This window comes from Neobacillus sp. YIM B06451 (genome assembly GCF_032667185.1).
Taxonomy (GTDB): domain Bacteria; phylum Bacillota; class Bacilli; order Bacillales; family Cytobacillaceae; genus Bacillus_D.
The window spans coordinates 290,699-306,385 of record NZ_JAVFKJ010000003.1; the positions used below are offsets into that span (position 1 = coordinate 290,699).

18 protein-coding genes are annotated in these 15,687 nt (G+C 44.8%); 13 read left to right on the forward strand and 5 right to left on the reverse strand.

Going from position 1 to position 15,687, the window contains the following annotated elements; translation table 11 throughout:
• Positions 1–46 precede the first annotated feature (46 nt).
• From RB160_RS09015 to RB160_RS09035, 5 genes are all read left to right on the forward strand, one after another.
• Entirely contained in the window at positions 47–1,549 is a 1,503-nt protein-coding gene (locus tag RB160_RS09015; RefSeq protein WP_316569905.1) for a lmo1851 family serine protease, read from the forward strand.
• 183 nt (positions 1,550–1,732) lie between these two features.
• Complete coding sequence (locus tag RB160_RS09020) at positions 1,733–2,119, forward strand: hypothetical protein (protein ID WP_316569906.1); 387 nt, start codon at positions 1,733–1,735, stop codon at positions 2,117–2,119.
• 11 nt (positions 2,120–2,130) lie between these two features.
• Positions 2,131–3,084: a CobW family GTP-binding protein gene (locus RB160_RS09025; RefSeq protein ID WP_316569907.1), complete on the forward strand. Its 954-nt coding sequence runs from the start codon at positions 2,131–2,133 to the stop codon at positions 3,082–3,084.
• 27 nt (positions 3,085–3,111) lie between these two features.
• Complete coding sequence (locus RB160_RS09030; protein ID WP_316569908.1) at positions 3,112–3,288, forward strand: DUF2188 domain-containing protein; 177 nt, start codon at positions 3,112–3,114, stop codon at positions 3,286–3,288.
• Between the two features lie 101 nt (positions 3,289–3,389).
• The gene (locus RB160_RS09035) at positions 3,390–4,229 is read left to right on the forward strand and encodes a hypothetical protein (RefSeq protein ID WP_316569909.1); all 840 of its coding nucleotides are present in this window, start codon (positions 3,390–3,392) and stop codon (positions 4,227–4,229) included.
• A gap of 49 nt (positions 4,230–4,278) precedes the next feature.
• Here the strand turns inward: RB160_RS09035 and RB160_RS09040 are convergent, their stop codons facing one another.
• A complete protein-coding gene (locus RB160_RS09040) occupies positions 4,279–4,524 on the reverse strand; it encodes a DNA alkylation repair protein (protein ID WP_316569910.1) in 246 nt (81 codons plus the stop codon).
• 102 nt (positions 4,525–4,626) lie between these two features.
• Between RB160_RS09040 and RB160_RS09045 the strand changes: the two genes are divergently transcribed.
• Positions 4,627–4,899: a hypothetical protein gene (locus tag RB160_RS09045; protein WP_316569911.1), complete on the forward strand. Its 273-nt coding sequence runs from the start codon at positions 4,627–4,629 to the stop codon at positions 4,897–4,899.
• Between the two features lie 57 nt (positions 4,900–4,956).
• Here the strand turns inward: RB160_RS09045 and RB160_RS09050 are convergent, their stop codons facing one another.
• Complete coding sequence (locus tag RB160_RS09050; RefSeq protein WP_316569912.1) at positions 4,957–5,412, reverse strand: Hsp20/alpha crystallin family protein; 456 nt, start codon at positions 5,410–5,412, stop codon at positions 4,957–4,959.
• Between the two features lie 147 nt (positions 5,413–5,559).
• Between RB160_RS09050 and RB160_RS09055 the strand changes: the two genes are divergently transcribed.
• Positions 5,560–6,333: an SDR family oxidoreductase gene (locus RB160_RS09055; RefSeq protein WP_316569913.1), complete on the forward strand. Its 774-nt coding sequence runs from the start codon at positions 5,560–5,562 to the stop codon at positions 6,331–6,333.
• Between the two features lie 136 nt (positions 6,334–6,469).
• On the opposite strand, the gene RB160_RS09060 is transcribed toward RB160_RS09055, so the two are convergent.
• Together RB160_RS09060 and RB160_RS09065 are read right to left on the reverse strand one after the other, a co-directional pair.
• Positions 6,470–7,030: a GNAT family N-acetyltransferase gene (locus RB160_RS09060; protein WP_316569914.1), complete on the reverse strand. Its 561-nt coding sequence runs from the start codon at positions 7,028–7,030 to the stop codon at positions 6,470–6,472.
• A gap of 300 nt (positions 7,031–7,330) precedes the next feature.
• Positions 7,331–8,452: an amidohydrolase gene (locus RB160_RS09065; RefSeq protein ID WP_316569915.1), complete on the reverse strand. Its 1,122-nt coding sequence runs from the start codon at positions 8,450–8,452 to the stop codon at positions 7,331–7,333.
• Positions 8,453–8,667: 215 nt separating this feature from the next.
• On the opposite strand from RB160_RS09065, the gene RB160_RS09070 reads away from it, so the two are divergent.
• Together RB160_RS09070 and dapF are read left to right on the forward strand one after the other, a co-directional pair.
• A complete protein-coding gene (locus tag RB160_RS09070) occupies positions 8,668–9,408 on the forward strand; it encodes a hypothetical protein (RefSeq protein WP_316569916.1) in 741 nt (246 codons plus the stop codon).
• Positions 9,409–9,471: 63 nt separating this feature from the next.
• Positions 9,472–10,449 carry a diaminopimelate epimerase gene (gene dapF / locus RB160_RS09075; protein WP_316569917.1) on the forward strand — a complete coding sequence of 326 codons (978 nt, stop codon included), beginning with the start codon at positions 9,472–9,474 and terminating at the stop codon, positions 10,447–10,449.
• A 457-nt stretch (positions 10,450–10,906) separates the two neighbouring features.
• On the opposite strand, the gene RB160_RS09080 is transcribed toward dapF, so the two are convergent.
• Positions 10,907–12,748 (reverse strand): DNA ligase D, encoded by a 1,842-nt coding sequence (locus RB160_RS09080; protein WP_316569918.1) that lies wholly within the window; start codon positions 12,746–12,748, stop codon positions 10,907–10,909.
• 130 nt (positions 12,749–12,878) lie between these two features.
• Between RB160_RS09080 and ku the strand changes: the two genes are divergently transcribed.
• The 4 genes from ku (at position 12,879) to RB160_RS09100 (ending at position 15,673) form a co-directional block, all read left to right on the forward strand.
• On the forward strand, positions 12,879–13,709 hold the full coding sequence (gene ku / locus RB160_RS09085; protein WP_316569919.1) for a non-homologous end joining protein Ku: 831 nt from the start codon (positions 12,879–12,881) through the stop codon (positions 13,707–13,709).
• Positions 13,710–13,850: 141 nt separating this feature from the next.
• On the forward strand, positions 13,851–14,342 hold the full coding sequence (locus tag RB160_RS09090; RefSeq protein ID WP_316569920.1) for a metallophosphoesterase family protein: 492 nt from the start codon (positions 13,851–13,853) through the stop codon (positions 14,340–14,342).
• Between the two features lie 218 nt (positions 14,343–14,560).
• Positions 14,561–14,764, forward strand: a complete 204-nt coding sequence (locus RB160_RS09095; protein WP_316569921.1) for a cold-shock protein — start codon at positions 14,561–14,563, stop codon at positions 14,762–14,764.
• Positions 14,765–14,782: 18 nt separating this feature from the next.
• Positions 14,783–15,673 carry a GNAT family N-acetyltransferase gene (locus tag RB160_RS09100; protein ID WP_316569922.1) on the forward strand — a complete coding sequence of 297 codons (891 nt, stop codon included), beginning with the start codon at positions 14,783–14,785 and terminating at the stop codon, positions 15,671–15,673.
• The last annotated feature ends 14 nt before the right edge of the window (positions 15,674–15,687 follow it).

The following is a 15,687-nucleotide window of genomic DNA, read 5'->3' on the forward strand; positions in this document are numbered from 1 at the left end:
AAAAATGGTATTCTAGATGATAAGGCTAGTATAATTTTTACGGAAAATGGAAGTGGTGAAGGCTGTGGACGAACAGAATCAACTGCAGGAACAGGAGCAGAACGCCGGACAGCGGGATAAATCGGCGGTGATCCGGATGAAGAGGCCAGTTTTTATTTTGCTTCTGGTACTCGTTGTCGTTTTGGCATCAGGAATTACAGCTTTTGCGCTATCGTTCGGGAAGGAAACCCACCCCATCATAATCGGTGGAAATTCCGAACGGGAGGAATTTGCGAAGCTTTATCGTGCCTATGATACCTTGAAGAAAGGCTATTATGAGGATATTGATGAGGATAAAGTCATCAGCGGGGCAATCAACGGAATGGTTCAGGCATTGGATGATCCGTACTCCACTTATATGGATGAAAAGGACGCGAAGGAATTCCAGCACAGTGTGTCATCTTCATTTGAGGGGATTGGAGCAGAAATCCAGGAAAAAGACGGGTATATTATGATTGTTTCCCCATTAAAGGGCTCACCCGCCGAAAAAGCAGGCCTTAAACCTAAGGATATTGTCCTTATGGTTGACGGAAAAAGCATCCAGGGGATGTCGTCAACCCAGGCGGTCATGCTGATTAGGGGTGAAAAGGGTACAAAGGTAGAACTGACAATCCAAAGGCCAGGCGTTGAAGGGACAATTAAAGTTCCAATCATCAGGGATGAAATTCCAATTGAAACCGTCCATGGAGAAATGGTTGCCGATGGGATTGCCAAAGTCCAGATTACAACATTTTCGACCAATACATCCAAAGAGCTTGTTGATACACTGAACAGACTGCAGAAAGAAGGAATGAAAGGCCTTGTTCTTGACCTGCGGCAAAATCCAGGCGGGCTATTGGAACAGGCGGTTGCCATATCCAGTATGTTCGTTCCTGAAGGGAAGCTGTTATTTAAGGTTGAAGAACGAAACGGAATGGTCAAGGAATACAAATCGAAAAACGAAGGAAATCCTGATTTTCCATTGGTTGTCCTGATTGACAGCGGAAGCGCCAGCGCGTCAGAAATTCTTGCGGGAGCTGTAAAGGAATCTGCCGGTGTGCCACTCGTTGGCGAAAAAACATTTGGAAAAGGAACTGTACAGACAGTCCAGGATTTTCCGGACGGTTCAAATGTCAAATTTACGACAGCGAAGTGGCTGACACCAAACGGAAACTGGATTCATAAAAAAGGAATTGAGCCGGATTACAAGGTAGCTGTACCTGACTATTATAATCTGCCTTATCTCGATCCTAAACTCGAGTTGAAACTCGGAAGTTCTTCAAATGATGTAAAGACCGCTCAGCAAATGCTATCCGTGCTGGGATTTGATCCAGGCAGGAAGGATGGCTTTTACGACGAAAAAACAGAAAATGCCGTAAAAGCTCTCCAGAAGGCAAATAAGCTTCCGGAAAACGGAATCGTTACGGGCAGAACAACAGAAAAAATCATTGAGCTTCTTCAGGAGAAAATCGTCAAGGATGACCCTCAGCTGAAGAAAGCAATTGAAGTTGTAAAAAAAGAAATCAAATAATGAATGGACCCGGCTCTGCCGGGTTTTCCTTTTGTAAAAGGCGCCTAAAGCCTAAAGGTTTGTAAGTGCCAATGAAATGCTATAGAATGTGTGCTTAGATAGTTCCTCATCTGGCAAGAGGGGAAACTGCCGGCCTATAAGCGGTACAGGCGAACCAAGAGTTCAAAAACGGGGTAAGAATTGTTGAAGCAAATCATCCATTTTGATGAGCAGCTCAAGGAAGAAATTTTGAAGCTGGAGGATGCGTGCGTAAACATATGCCATTCGCTTCAGGAGAAATACCAGCCGGAATTTGAGATACACGGCCAAAGATTGGTCCTCGAACTGATCCGGTCCAAAAAAGGAAAAAAGCAGCCTAAAGGGTTTTGCTTTGAGGATGATTATGAATCGTTCATTGAAATTGGGATAGAGCAAGAGGATGACTATTTTCCGAATGGATATTTCCCTATATGGAAATGCAAAGAAGAATGGTTCCAGAAAACAGGGTTTTTGACCGAAAAGGATGATGCGCAAATCGGCGCCATTCTGGAAGAGATGGTCAAAGAAATGCTTGAAGAGATGAGTGTATGAAGGGGAATAGTATGAAGAGGACAGAGGTTTATATCCTTGCAGGCTTCCTGGGAAGCGGAAAGACGACACTTTTAAAAAGGCTTCTGGAGAATGAGCGGGACAGTGGCAGGAAAGTGGCTGTCATGATGAATGAACTCGGTAATGTTTCGATTGATTCCGATGAAGTAGGGGACGATGTTGCCTTAAAGGAATTATTGGGCGGATGTATTTGTTGCACGATGAGCGGACAGGTGGAGGCCCAGCTTCAAGGTTTGCTTCAAATGGAAAAGCCGGATGCAATTTATATTGAAGCGACCGGCGCCGCACATCCTGTCGAAGTACTCGATTCGGTCCTATCACCGCTTTTCGCCAACGTGCTCCATGTAAAGGGCATTATTTCCACTGTAGACGGGAGAAGGTGGCTTGATAAGGGAGCGATGGGGCCGCAATTGCAGCAGTTGTTGATTGAACAAGTTCGGCATGCTGATTACTTAATTGTAAACAAAGCTGGCGACTTGTCCGACAGGGAGCAGGCAGATGTTTCGATTAGCCTTCAAGGATTGAATCCACATGCGAAATGTGTACTGACTAATTTTTCAAAAGTCCCACTTCGGGATTTGCGCGGCCTGTCGCACGCGGGGGAGAAAGAAAACTCACATGTCACGCGTTTGCAAACGAAGGACCTTGGGCTTTCTTCTTTTGTCCATACGTTCAAGAACCCCGTCAAAAGGGAACGTTTCGACGAGTTCCTAAGGGGAATGCCAGATACGGTTTACCGTATAAAAGGTTATGTTAAATTTGAAGGCTCGTCCTACCCTGATTTGTTTCAATTTTCATATGGTATGCCATCTTATATAAAAGAAGATATGAATATGCCGCTAAACATTGTTATGATTGGCGAAAATATTGATTGGGCAAAAATTTCCGGGGAGCTTCGAAGCCTGGAAGCAGGTTTTGCTTCTTTTGAAAAGGGTATTGAACTGTAACCTTAACAAGAAGGAGTGGTCGGTTCAATGCCTTGGTCTAAAGATGATTATCCGGCCTCAATGAAGAATCTTGACCCGGAAGTCAGGGAAAAAGCAATTGAAATAGCAAATGCCCTTCTCGAAGATGGTAATGATGAAGGGAAAGCAATCGCAATCGGAATCGATAAGGCAAGGGAATATATCCACAACCATGGAAAAGAATAATGAGGGTCTCCATTTTTTTGATGGAGGCTTTTTCATTGTATGAATTATCAACCCATGAGGGAAACTTTCCTTACATGCAACATGAGGAAAGGGTGGATTAATTGGGGAACAAGAAAATACCGGTTTTAATTTTGGCTTTATCGCTTCTTTTCCTGTCCACCTTTCCGGCATTCGCCAAACAACAAGACGCAAAGATGGCTCCCTGGCAAGAAGCTGACAAGCTTTTCCCGAAGTATGCAATCTTCACTGTTGTTGATGTTGAAACAGGCAAGAAGTTCCGTGTCCAAAGACGAGCTGGAAGCAAGCATGCCGATGTTCAGCCCCTGACGCCAAAGGATACAGCGATTATGAAAAAAGTATATAACGGGGAATGGAGCTGGAAAAGAAGAGCGATTTATGCGATTCACGGCAAACAAAAGATAGCGGCTTCGATGAACGGGATGCCTCATGGGGCCGGAGCGCTCAAAAACAATTTTCCAGGCCATTTCTGCATCCATTTTTATAAAAGTACGACGCATAGAAGAAAGGAAATGGACCTCTCACATATGATGATGGTCCATAAAGCCGCTGGGAGCCTGGGTGCACTGCTTGCTACGGCCAATCCTTACGAAACTGTACGTTATTATGTTGCTGGCTTCAAAGAGCAGGATCGCCGGATTGTGGGCATGTTGTCTACGAAAAACATGAACTGGGAAAAGATTGTTCTGAATGTTGAAGGCGTAAAAATTATTCGGCTTCCCATGCTGCCGCCGGAAGATTTGGAAGAAGACTTGATTGCGGTTGTGCCGGTGGAAATTGAATGGCATTTAAAAGGAATGGGAAGACATGTGGCAAAGGTAGAGATTAACTGTTTTCGACCTTCCCCTTTTTCCCCGTGGAAGATTGATTCAATGCAATTTTTGAAAGAAAATGGTTTACTGGAAAATGATCAATTAGATTAGGTGGTTTAAGGGCCCGGTAAAGAATTGCTGGGCCCTTGAAAGTTGTTTTCTAAACAGGCAGCTGCCCGAATTTAATGAAGGTTTTTTCATCCTCTATTAGACCGCAAACGCCGCACTGGATACGGTAATTCGGGCCTGTATACGGAATATGGAATGGTTCCTGGCCGCCTTTTTCGTACTCGCTCGTGATTTCACCGGTTAATGGATCCATTTTCACAGAATGGGCCACCTGTTCAATGATATTAAAACGAATCCTATTTGTTTTGCAATTTGGACATCGGTATGGATGCACCACAGAAACCTCCTTGTGAAGTTGTTCTCCTATTTTTTGCAAAGAATTCGCTTAATATGTACAATTCTAGTGGAAAAGGTTTGATGCTGGGAGTTGAATGATACGATGGAAGAAAGGGATTTTGCCAGACTGCTTGGCGAATATCGTAAAATCTGGAATAACCGGCTTCTTGAAAAAGAAGGGGAAAGCAATGAAGCAATCCTGAAAGAAGCGATTGCAAGGGAACTAAGGGATGAAAATTCCCATCCAAGGGTAAGAAAGCCGATCCACTCGAAATATTACAGCGCCGTAAAAAGGATTCTGGAAACGGACCTTTCAAATGAAGCAAAACTGGAACTCATTGAACTGCATACAGTTTTAGTGGAAAAAATGTCTTGAGAAGATGCAAAAACCGTACATCGGAAAAAGGTGTACGGAATGTCTGCCTAAATAAGCTTAAATAAAATTGATTTCCGACAGCTGGACATCGATTGCCCGAATAAGCCTGATTTCAAGTATGCCATCCTGCACACTTGCTGTGGCTCCTTTTTTCTTGACTACGGCAGGGAGGTCAAAGGCCAGCTTTTCTCCCTGTACAGGGAAATTTTCTATAAATAGTTGGTTCGATGTATGGTAAAGGCGAATATTTTCCTGCGTGTCTTCTGAAATCTGTAGCCTTGCATAAACATAATCGTGGGTTAAAAAAATGGAAGCCTGGCTTTTCGCTGGATCGGCCGTAGCCTGAGATTGTCCGGCAGGTGCTTCACCGGAAAAATGAAACGCATTTTCTGTCCCTTTGGGCAAATAAGCTTCAATTGCCTCCCGTACATATTTTTCTATGGAGTCAGGTTTCATGCCCTTCATCATAGTCGACATCTCTTTATTGAATGGAAACGAGCTCCATGGGAACATGCAAACCATCCTTTCTTGCTAAACGGGCTTAGCGGATGCATCTCTGCACTAACATAATATGAAAAAAACGCCCAAAGGTTCAAAATGCTTTACTTTCCTACGGGCGCTTCATAATGGAAATTAAGAGATAAGAGGGGAGGGATTCGGATGGTAAAAAGGACTGTTTTCATTACCGGGGCTGCTTCCGGCATAGGAAAAATGACTGCCATCCATCTCGCGGAAAAAGGCTATGATTTGGTCATTAATTACCGGTCAAGCCAAAGGAAGGCTGAGGCACTTGCGGATTATATAACCGATACCTTCAAAACAACATGTGTACTCGCACAGGGAGACGTTTCAGTCAGGGAAGAGTGTGAAAATGCCGTTTCCAAGGCTCTTGCCCATGTTCCTTCAATTGATATTTTCATCCATAATGCCGGTCCTTACATACATGACAGAAAAAGCCTGACCGATTATTCATTCGATGAATGGAATTCAATTGTTTCAGGTAACCTTTCGTCAGCATTTTACTTATCGAAACTTCTACTCCCGCAAATGAGGGGAAAGGGATGGGGAAGAATCATCACTTTAGGGTTTGACCGGGTTGAAACAGCTCCTGGATGGATATACCGTTCTGCGTTCGCCGCCGCGAAAACCGGCCTTGCATCCCTGACTAGGACGATCGCGCTGGAAGAAGCTGAAAACGGAATTACGGCCAATATGGTGTGCCCAGGGGATATCGTCAATGGGTGGAAGGAAAAAGACGTTGGGGACGCCATTGTTAATGATGCTGAAAATGCTCCGGTTGGGAGGCCAGGCACTGGCGGCGATATCGCAAGGATGATTGCATTCCTCGCCGATGAAAAATCCGATTTTATCACCGGCAGTATTATTCCTGTAACAGGCGGATTGGACGTACTTGGGAAGATTTATAGGCAATGATTCTTGGTTTTACGATAATATTATTATGTAAACATTAATTAAAAAACCAAACCGCCTTGGAACGGCGGTTTGGTTTTTTTCATTTGGCTTATATAACGATCAGGTAGGAAAAGAACCCACTGATGGAAATGTTCTTTTAGGCTTCGAGAAGCTTGCTTTCCTCCTGGGAAGCAGCATTGTTTCGAAGTAAATGGAAAGTGTACTGGTCTTTTGGGACTTCATATAAATCGAAAATATTCCCTTCGGAATTCACTTCGCGGTACAAGGCAGGCCTTGTTTCGTTCGCTTTAACCGAATAGGGGAGTTTTTCAGCGGCTTTAATGGACCTGACATTCGCTTTTCTGATCCTCATAAAGACCGTTTCAATCCCGAGCTCATAGAAAACTTCCTGAAAAAAGGCATCCTTTGCAAGAGAGTTGTAGCCAAGTCCATGAAAAGGCTTGCCGAGCCACGTTCCTAGAAACCCGGCGTTTGATTCGATATCGAACAGGGAAATCGTACCGATTGGTGTTCCCCATTCATCGAGAATCGTACGGGAAATAATCTCACCGCGCTCTTCCGCTTCTATCGTTTGCTTTGTTAAAAAGAGGAATTCTTCATAGGAGCTCGCTTTATGGCGTACATATGGAAATACATCTGGATGGGTAATAAGGTCGTATAGTGCGTGGCAATCGTGGAGATCGCGTTTTTTCAACATAGGAAAGCCCTCCAATCAGGGCAGACGGGTCCCATGGATCGGAACCTCCACCCTCGAAATTTTTTTAAGTTGCGAAAAAAATTTCGGGGTGGGAATCGAACCCACTAGGACCAGTTTGACTGGTGGCGCACCATTTGCCTTCCCAATGCACAATATTATGATGTTGGCTGCCATGATGACAGGGAATTTCAGTTTAACATAGGTAAAAGAGTTTTTACTAGAGTATAATACACAAAAATAACTAAAAAAGAAATAGGTTTTTTGGCGGAAAAATTAGTTGTTTTACGATAAATTTCTACATTATTTTTGAAAAACAAATGTTCCGTCTATCATTGTCCATAGCGGTTTGGATAGAAAATGGAAGGGATGGAAGTTCCAAAGCACTAGATCGGCATCCTTCCCTTCCTCTATACTTCCAATCCGATGGTCGACTCCGAGGTTTCTGGCAGGGAGGATGGTTATACCTTCCAGTGCCTTTTGTTCGGAAAGGCCCTCCCTTACAGCAATGGCGGCGCAAACATTCAAATATTGAATGGGAGTGTATGGATGATCTGTCGTAATGGAAACCTCTATCCCGTGCTTTGAAAGTTCCTGATACGTTGTCCAGCTTTTGTTTTTTAATTCAACCTTCGAGCGCCTTGTTAAAGTAGGTCCTACTGAAACCTTCAGACCCAAACCAGTGAGTTCGTTTGCAATCAGGTGGCCTTCCGTGCAATGCTCAATCCGGACCTCGAGGGCAAATTCATCCGCGAAACGCAAAGCCGCCATAATATCATCGGCGCGGTGGGCATGAACGCGGATTGGAATCTCTCTATTTAAAGCTTTTCGCAAAGGGAGGGTGCGCAAGTCGTCTGTATCTGTTCCGGCGGCGTGATTGAATGCTTCCCGCAGCATCCCCATAATTCCCATACGGGTAAGGGAATGGTTCTTCCCGTTGCTGTGGACGCGTTTCGGATTTTCTCCCAGTGCTATTTTAAGCCCGGCGGTCTGTTTTATAATCATATCGATTACATTTGTGCCGGCCGTTTTAATGACCGAGGTCGTCCCCCCGATTACATTCGCGCTGCCCGGCATAATATGGACGGCGGTAATGCCGGCTTCCCTGGCATCCTTGAAAGAGGAATCAAGAGGATATACCCCGTCCATCGCACGAATGTGGGGGGTAATCGGTTCAATCGTATCGTTCGCATCATTACCCGCCCAGCCTGTCCCTTCATCATAGAGGCCCAGATGGGTATGGACATCGATAAATCCTGGCAGTAGAAACAAGTTGTTGCATTCGATTTGCCTTGTTTCCGGGTCCGCTTGCAGATTTCTGCCGACTTTTTTTATTTTTCCGTCCTCAACCAGGACATCGCCATGTGCGAACGGTTGTTGAGTTACCGGAATGACCATCGCATTTTTTAGTAAAATTTTCTCCATTTTCCTACCTCGTTGTCCATATTTAAAAAGGTTGGCCCTCAATTTACTCTTGCCTTCCCGTTAAACAATCTCTTCATAAACCAGTATATGCCAGATCCCCTTCTTGATTTCTTTTAGAGGAATCACTTAATGGGCTTTAAACGCAAGGTGAGTGTTGCGGAATGATTTGGACAGGCTGGCAATAGAATAATAGAAAAAAGTGTATGAGGGCTACAATGAAAATTACGGACTATTACTTCCAAACTTCGAAGGCATCCTTAAATTCCAGCATATTGTTTCTTTTTCCGGCAATCCTCCTAATCGCTTACAATATCCTTTTTATGAACAACAAACAGGCCATGCTGCTTATCCTCCCGTTCATTATTGGAAGCATCGTTTACTTTAACGTCCATTTGGTGAACCATAAGAGAGCCGTTGGTTCCACACACGATTTTGGAGCGTGCCAGGAGCATATATTGAAGGTAAATCATATTCTTGTATTTTACGAAGCGAAATTAAAGCCTGGACTGTTCCTTTTTTCCGCTTATGGCATAAAAATTGCAGAACTGCGGAGGATTTCGCCGGGCATCTTTTTCTTTCGGCAAAAATTCGAATTAACGGATGGGCAGTCCGGCCTAATCGCAAGGTATATCCTCACTCAAAAAGGTATCGTTGTTTATGATTCGATGGGCCTATCTTTAGGCGGCTTGTGTAAAAGCCGTGAAGGCTGGACGTTCACTGCGGGAGGGACTGCCATCGCGTCAATTGATTCATCAAGGTTTTTCATGGATTTGAAAATTGTTGGAGAAAAATTCGGGCAGGCGGGCAGGCTGAGAAGGGGCATGATGCCGATGGGGTGGACGGCTTTCTCCGCTGATCCTAATGCTCCGGTTTTCACGCTTGACCCCCGGCTGGCAGACGAGGATAGGCTTCTCTTCTTGGCTGTATTGATAAAGGAATTTTTTGTTGAACGCTAATATTGTAATTTTTTTGCTACTGTGCGATTCTTTAACTGACGAAAGATCCGGGAGGTAGCACATTTGGAATTTGAATTTATTAAAGTACATGGTTCAGGGAACGATTTTTTGCTTATTGATGAACTTTCCGGAAAGGAATTGTTTGCGGAGGAGGAAAGGGCGAAAATGGCCCGCCTTCTATGTGACAGGGATAATGGGCCAGGCGCTGACGGAATCCTGTTCATCCTTAGAAGCGAACATGCCGATGCGGTTATGAGGGTATTCAACGCGGATGGGTCGGAAGCGTCCATGTGCGGCAATGGCCTACGCTGCGCGGGTAGATATGTTTGTGAAAAGCTTGAAAAAGATAGCGCCGTAGTTGAAACAATGAAGGCAGACCTCCTTGTTCAAAAATATCCGGACATTAACGAAGGGATTAAGACGTACAATGTGGAAATTTCCCCCGTTTTATTCAATCTTGGGGATTTGCCGCTGAATTTGCCGTACGAAACGCTAATGAATGGGAAAATTCCCGAGTTGTCTGATAATCTTCTATTTACAGCTGTCGCTGTCCCCAATCCGCATTTAATCGCCATTGTGGGGGAGAACGAAATACAAGGAACCCTACAAAAGGAGTTAAGCGAGAAAGTAAACAAGCCAAACAATCTTTTCCCGGACGGTGTGAATGTAAGTTTCGTAAAGCCTTTGGCGGACGGCCATATTTATGTAAGGACGTTTGAACGCGGCGTTGGCTTTACTAACGCGTGCGGGACCGCTATGTCTGCTTCGTCACTTGTAACCTGCCTTAATGGATTAAATGAAGTCAATCAGCCTATCACTGTTTACAATGATGGCGGAATGGTTCAGTGCATCGTCAGGAACCTGGATGGAAGGTATAAAATTGAACTGATTGGCAATGCAACATTCCTTTACATGGCAACGGGGAAAGTCGATTTTTCCCTGGGAACCACCGAGTTTACCAAGGTCCGTGATTTCGGTGAACAAGAACTGTATGCCAGCCTTCAGGAAAAGGCAAAGGAATTCATTGCTGCGCATAAATAAGGATAGGCTTGCTTGCGTTTTTAGGAAGATGGATTGATGGCCCAGTTGGGGAACATATCGGCGGTTTTCTGCATGAGCGTTAGTTGAGTGATTTTCAATTTGGCCTGATATTCCTGATCTGTTGGATGAAGGAAACTATATTAACCAAGGGAGCCAGACGTGGTGCTCCGTTTAGTGAGAACGAATAATATTTTCGTTCTACCACGGTCATTTAGGCTGTGGTATTTTCGTTTCTTAAGGTTGCAAAATTTGGTGCGTGACAATCAAATAGCTTAAATCTAGTTTGGTTGTCAGATAAACCTCGTCATTATGACAACCACGAGCCGAAATCGCGTTTGGTTGTTAGATACCTCCCTGTTTAAGTCAGAGAAAGGACGGAAAACCTAATTACTTTTTACTTAACCCTACGCTGTCTGACAGTATATTCCGCCCCGGTAACCGCAAAGCGTTACCGGGGTTATTTTTTGTTCCCCCCTGATTTTAAAAACTCAAGGACAGGGCCAAATGCCTGTTTTTCGCCGGCTTTGAAATAGTCCTTGAATGGGTCGCCGGAGTTTCTGTACCGTTGGAGAACACTCGGCAAATTGAAGTCCTTCGGGTCAAGACCTTCCTCAATTTCCTCCCAAAATAACGGAGCCGCCACTCCCGCTTGCTTGTTCCCCCTTGGTGAATAAGGGGCAATAATTGTTTTTCCCGGTGCATGCTGGACATAATCAACATAGAGCCGGCCACCGCGGTTTTTTTTCAGCCGTTCTATTGTAAAAAGCCCTGGCTCCTTTGATACAAGATAATTGGCGATGAATTCCGTGAACAGGCGTGTATCATCAAAAGTGTATGTACCAGAAGGCAAAGGGAGGTACACCTGAAGGCCTTTGTTGCCGCTTGTTTTTACAAACCCGATAAGCCCAAGCCCGTCAATGACCTCTTTGATATAAACTGCGGCCTTTACTGCAAGGATAAAGTCAGCAGGCGATGGAGGATCTAGGTCCAGGACAATTTCAGCCGCTTTCCCCGACTCTATCGTATGAAAGGGAATATGATACTCAATTGCAAGCTGGTTTCCCAGCCAGACAAGTGTTTTCAAGTCATTGCATACTATATAGTTAATTCCTTCGTCCAGATGAGTTTCTATAAAGTCCGGTGCGTAATCCGGGCAGTTTTTCTGATAAAAGGCTTCACCAAACATACCATGTGGATACCGGATGACTGTCAATGACCGTTTTTGCAAAAAAGGCAGCATGGATGGCGCCACTTCCATTAGATAATGGACAAGATCGATTTTCCGGATGGAAGGGCTTTCCCATACTGGTTTATCAGGGTGGGTCAACTCAATGTCTCCGGTGACATTTTTTTGGTTGAACAGGAAATTATCAAACGTACAGTCTTCTGGCTTTAAATCGAACCTGAAGCGGCTGAAGTGCGGTTCTCGCAGCTCATTATCATAAAGTTCAAGGTATTTCACCTCAAAGCAGATGGCGGGCTCCACATAAATAAACCTGCTATCCTCGGACTTACTATTTTGTTTAATAACCGTAAACAATGCCTGCTTTTCCTCTGGCTTAAGGCCAAAAAGGATATGGCCTATCTGAAACACTTCCCCATCCTTATAAACCCCACAGTAATAATAACCATTTGACTTTTCATACGCAGTAATAAAGCAATCAACCAGTTTCCAATTTTTATATTTAACCCATTTTGTGGACCGTTTACCTTCCTCCCATTGGCTTTCGGGGGCTTTGGCCACGATTCCCTCACCGTCATGAAGGACTACTTCTTCCCACAGCTCGGTGAAATTGGTATGCGGGGGAACCAGCTGTAAAAGCTCATCGCCAGTCGTTTTTGGTTCCATGGCCATGCCTGTTTTTGAAAATAAAGAGGCAAGCCGGCGCTTCCTCTCATGATAGGGCTGCGAATGTATATTCTCTCCACGTTCAATAAGCAGGTCAAAGGCCATGAGCCGGGCTGGCTGTTTTTCGGCGGCTTCGGCAATCCTTTTTACGGCTTTCATCCGCCCCCTTTTCTGGATTGCAGAAAAATTTGCTTTATACTCATTTTCAAGAATGACAAGCTCGCAATCGAGCCGCAGAGGAAGGAAGAGCCGGAAATGATCAAGGCTCGCTTTAAGAAAATCCTCAATTTCCGGGAATAATGGCAAAAGAGGCTTATCGTTGCGGCTCATTAGCTTTGGGCCATCCTTGTCCCAGTCAAGAATGGCCCGGAATCCATCGTATTTTACCTCGTACGACCAACCAGGAAATTCAGGCGGCTCGAATTGTAAAACTGGCAGCATCGGCTTCATTTGCGTTCATCCCCATCCTTTTTCGTTAGTGTATGGAATATCCTTTGCGGCTATCATGTTTCCAAATCTTTTATTGATTGGGGCGGAAAAATTTACACAAACTAACCTAAAAAAGAATGGAGAATGAACGATGCATACAATCTGGAAAGGCAGCATCAGTTTCGGGCTTGTCAACATTCCCATCAAGCTCCACGCGGCAACGGAGGACAAGGACGTGAAACTAAGGACCTTGCATAAGGAGTGCAATTCGCCTATCAAATACGAAAAAGTGTGCCCGGTGTGCGACAGGGAAGTAAAAAGTGAGGAAATTGTCCGGGCATATGAGTATACAAAGGGCAAGTTTGTGGTATTGGATAACGAGGATCTTGAAAAGTTGAAAAGGGAAAATGAAGAAAAAGCGGTAGAAATTATCGATTTTGTCAAGATGGAAGAAATTGATCCCATCTATTACGACCGGAGTTATTTCATGTCGCCGCATGAAGGGGGAAGCAAGGCGTATTCCTTGTTAAGAAGGGCACTTCAGGACTCAGGAAAGGTTGGCATTGCAAAAATCGCAATCCGCTCCAAGGAGCAATTGGCCGTCCTCCGGGTTTATGAAAATACGCTTGTGATGGAAACAATCCATTACCCAGATGAAGTCCGAAAGGCAAACGATGTACCGAATGTCCCTGAAGCGGATAAGGTTACAGATAAGGAATTGGCAACCGCCATATTGCTAATCGACCAGTTGACGACAGATTTCGTACCGGAAAAGTATACCGATGATTACCGGACCGCGTTGCTTGAATTGATAGAAGCAAAACGGGCGGGCAGGGAAGTCGTCGCCCCGGCGGCAAAAGAGGCGCCATCCAATGTTACAGATTTAATGGCGGCGTTACAGGCTTCAATCGATCGGACGAAACCGAAAACAAAGGCCGGGACACGCAAAAAAACCGGATCACGTGCAAAAAAGCAGGCGTAAACCTAAAGGCTGATTCTTTTCGGGTCGGCCTTCCGGTCAATGTTAATAAAGGTGGCTTTAATGGTAAACACGTGAATTTACTATCCTCCGGTTGTACATTATTTTTCCCTTTATTTGAAAAAAGAAGGGTGAGGGAGAAAGATGAAAATTGTCGTCCTGTCAGATACCCACATTCCCAAAAAGGCAAAAGCTTTGCCAGACGCTATTATCCCTGATTTGGAATCTGCTGATTTGATTCTCCATGCAGGGGATTGGCAGGTTCCTGAAGTTTATTCGATGCTGTCGGCTTTTTCGAAAGTTGATGGCGTCCATGGGAATGTGGATGGTCAAGACGTAATAAGCCTTTTTCCGGATAAAAAAATCATTCAGGCTGGAAAATTCACAATTGGTCTTGTCCATGGCCACGGGACCGGAAAAACGACCGAAAAGCGTGCGATCGAAGCCTTCATTGGCGAAAAGGTCGATTGCATCATTTTTGGGCATTCCCACATTCCTGTGCACAAAGTTACAGAGGGAATCCTCCTTTTTAATCCTGGTTCCGCTACCGACAAACGGAGGCAAAAACAATTTTCGTACGGCATTCTTGAGGTGGGCGAGAAACTGTCAGCAAAGCATGTCTATTTTGGGGGTTAATCAAAGCTCAACCATTCATTAGACCAAACCCCGAAAATGAGGTATACTTATACTAGTTACAAACTTTAAATGATTCACTTCACCGCATGTAAAGAGTGGCTTGCAAGTCCTTTTTGCATCGGTGATTTTTAGTTCAGGGACATCCGGACGGGTCAGATTGAAGCCCTGAATCGGGTTGGAGCATGGCCGAGGGAATAAAAAACATGGAGGTGCCTGGAATGGCGTTTGGGCGAAGGAATACGGAAGAAGTAGTTATGGAAGAGACGGATATATGGGAATGCACGGCGGAAGGATGCAAGGCGTGGATAAGGGACAATTTTAAGAGCGAGGAAGTGCCCGAATGCCCTATTTGCAGCAGCGCGATGCATAAGACAACCAGGGAGCTCCAGGTTGTAGCGAATACAAGCAAGCGATACATTTAACGGCAAGGATGGGGACGCGTGGAGATTATCCGGGTGAACAAAAGCAATATCGGTGCGTTCATCGATTATTGCATTGCAAATAGGAAAAATCTAGACGACACATTCCTTGTTGATGAGGAACTGGAAAAAATGAAGCCTGATGATGAAGACCCTTCGTTCATTGCTCTAGAAGGAGGGAACGTCATCGGCGCGGTTTCTATGAAACTGGATCCTTATCTTCTGAGGGGAAACCGTGCTAGATTCCGGATTTTCCATTGCAATCCAGCAACACCGGTCGTTTATAAACGCCTCTTTTCAGTGATTCGGCCGGAGATGGACAAAGTGGAAAAAGTATTCCTGTTCCTCCCTGAAACGGCATTGGAAGCAAGGGAACAAATCGCTGGACTGGGCTTTTCCATTGAAAGGTATGCATATCTTTTAACCAGAAAAGATCTGCCTGTTGGTGAAGTTTCACTTCCAGAAGGCTATTCGTTTAAGGAGTTCGTGCCAGGCCGTGACGAAAAGGATTACTGCCGTATTCGGAATATAGCCTTTTCAGGGCTGGCGGGATCGGAAACTCCACTAACAGAAGAGGAAGCAGGAAAAATCGCCGCCCGGAATGACTACCTGACGGGAGGGATTTTGTTCCTGTGCAAGGAGGGCAGTCCTGTTGGCCTCGTACGTGTCGCAAGGGAATACTATAATGGGATCCATTATGCTTTGATCGGACCGATTGCGCTGCTACCGTCCTATCAAAAAAAAGGGCTCGGACGCACGTTGCTTAGGGCCGGGCTACAGGTTGGAAGAAAATTTGGCCTTGGCAAAGCAATCCTGAGCGTAAACGCTGAAAACGAGCAAGCTGTCCATCTTTATACAAGCGAAGGCTTCGAAACGGATGAATGCTTTATCTCCTATCAATATAAAATTTAAAAAGGTATCCTTTG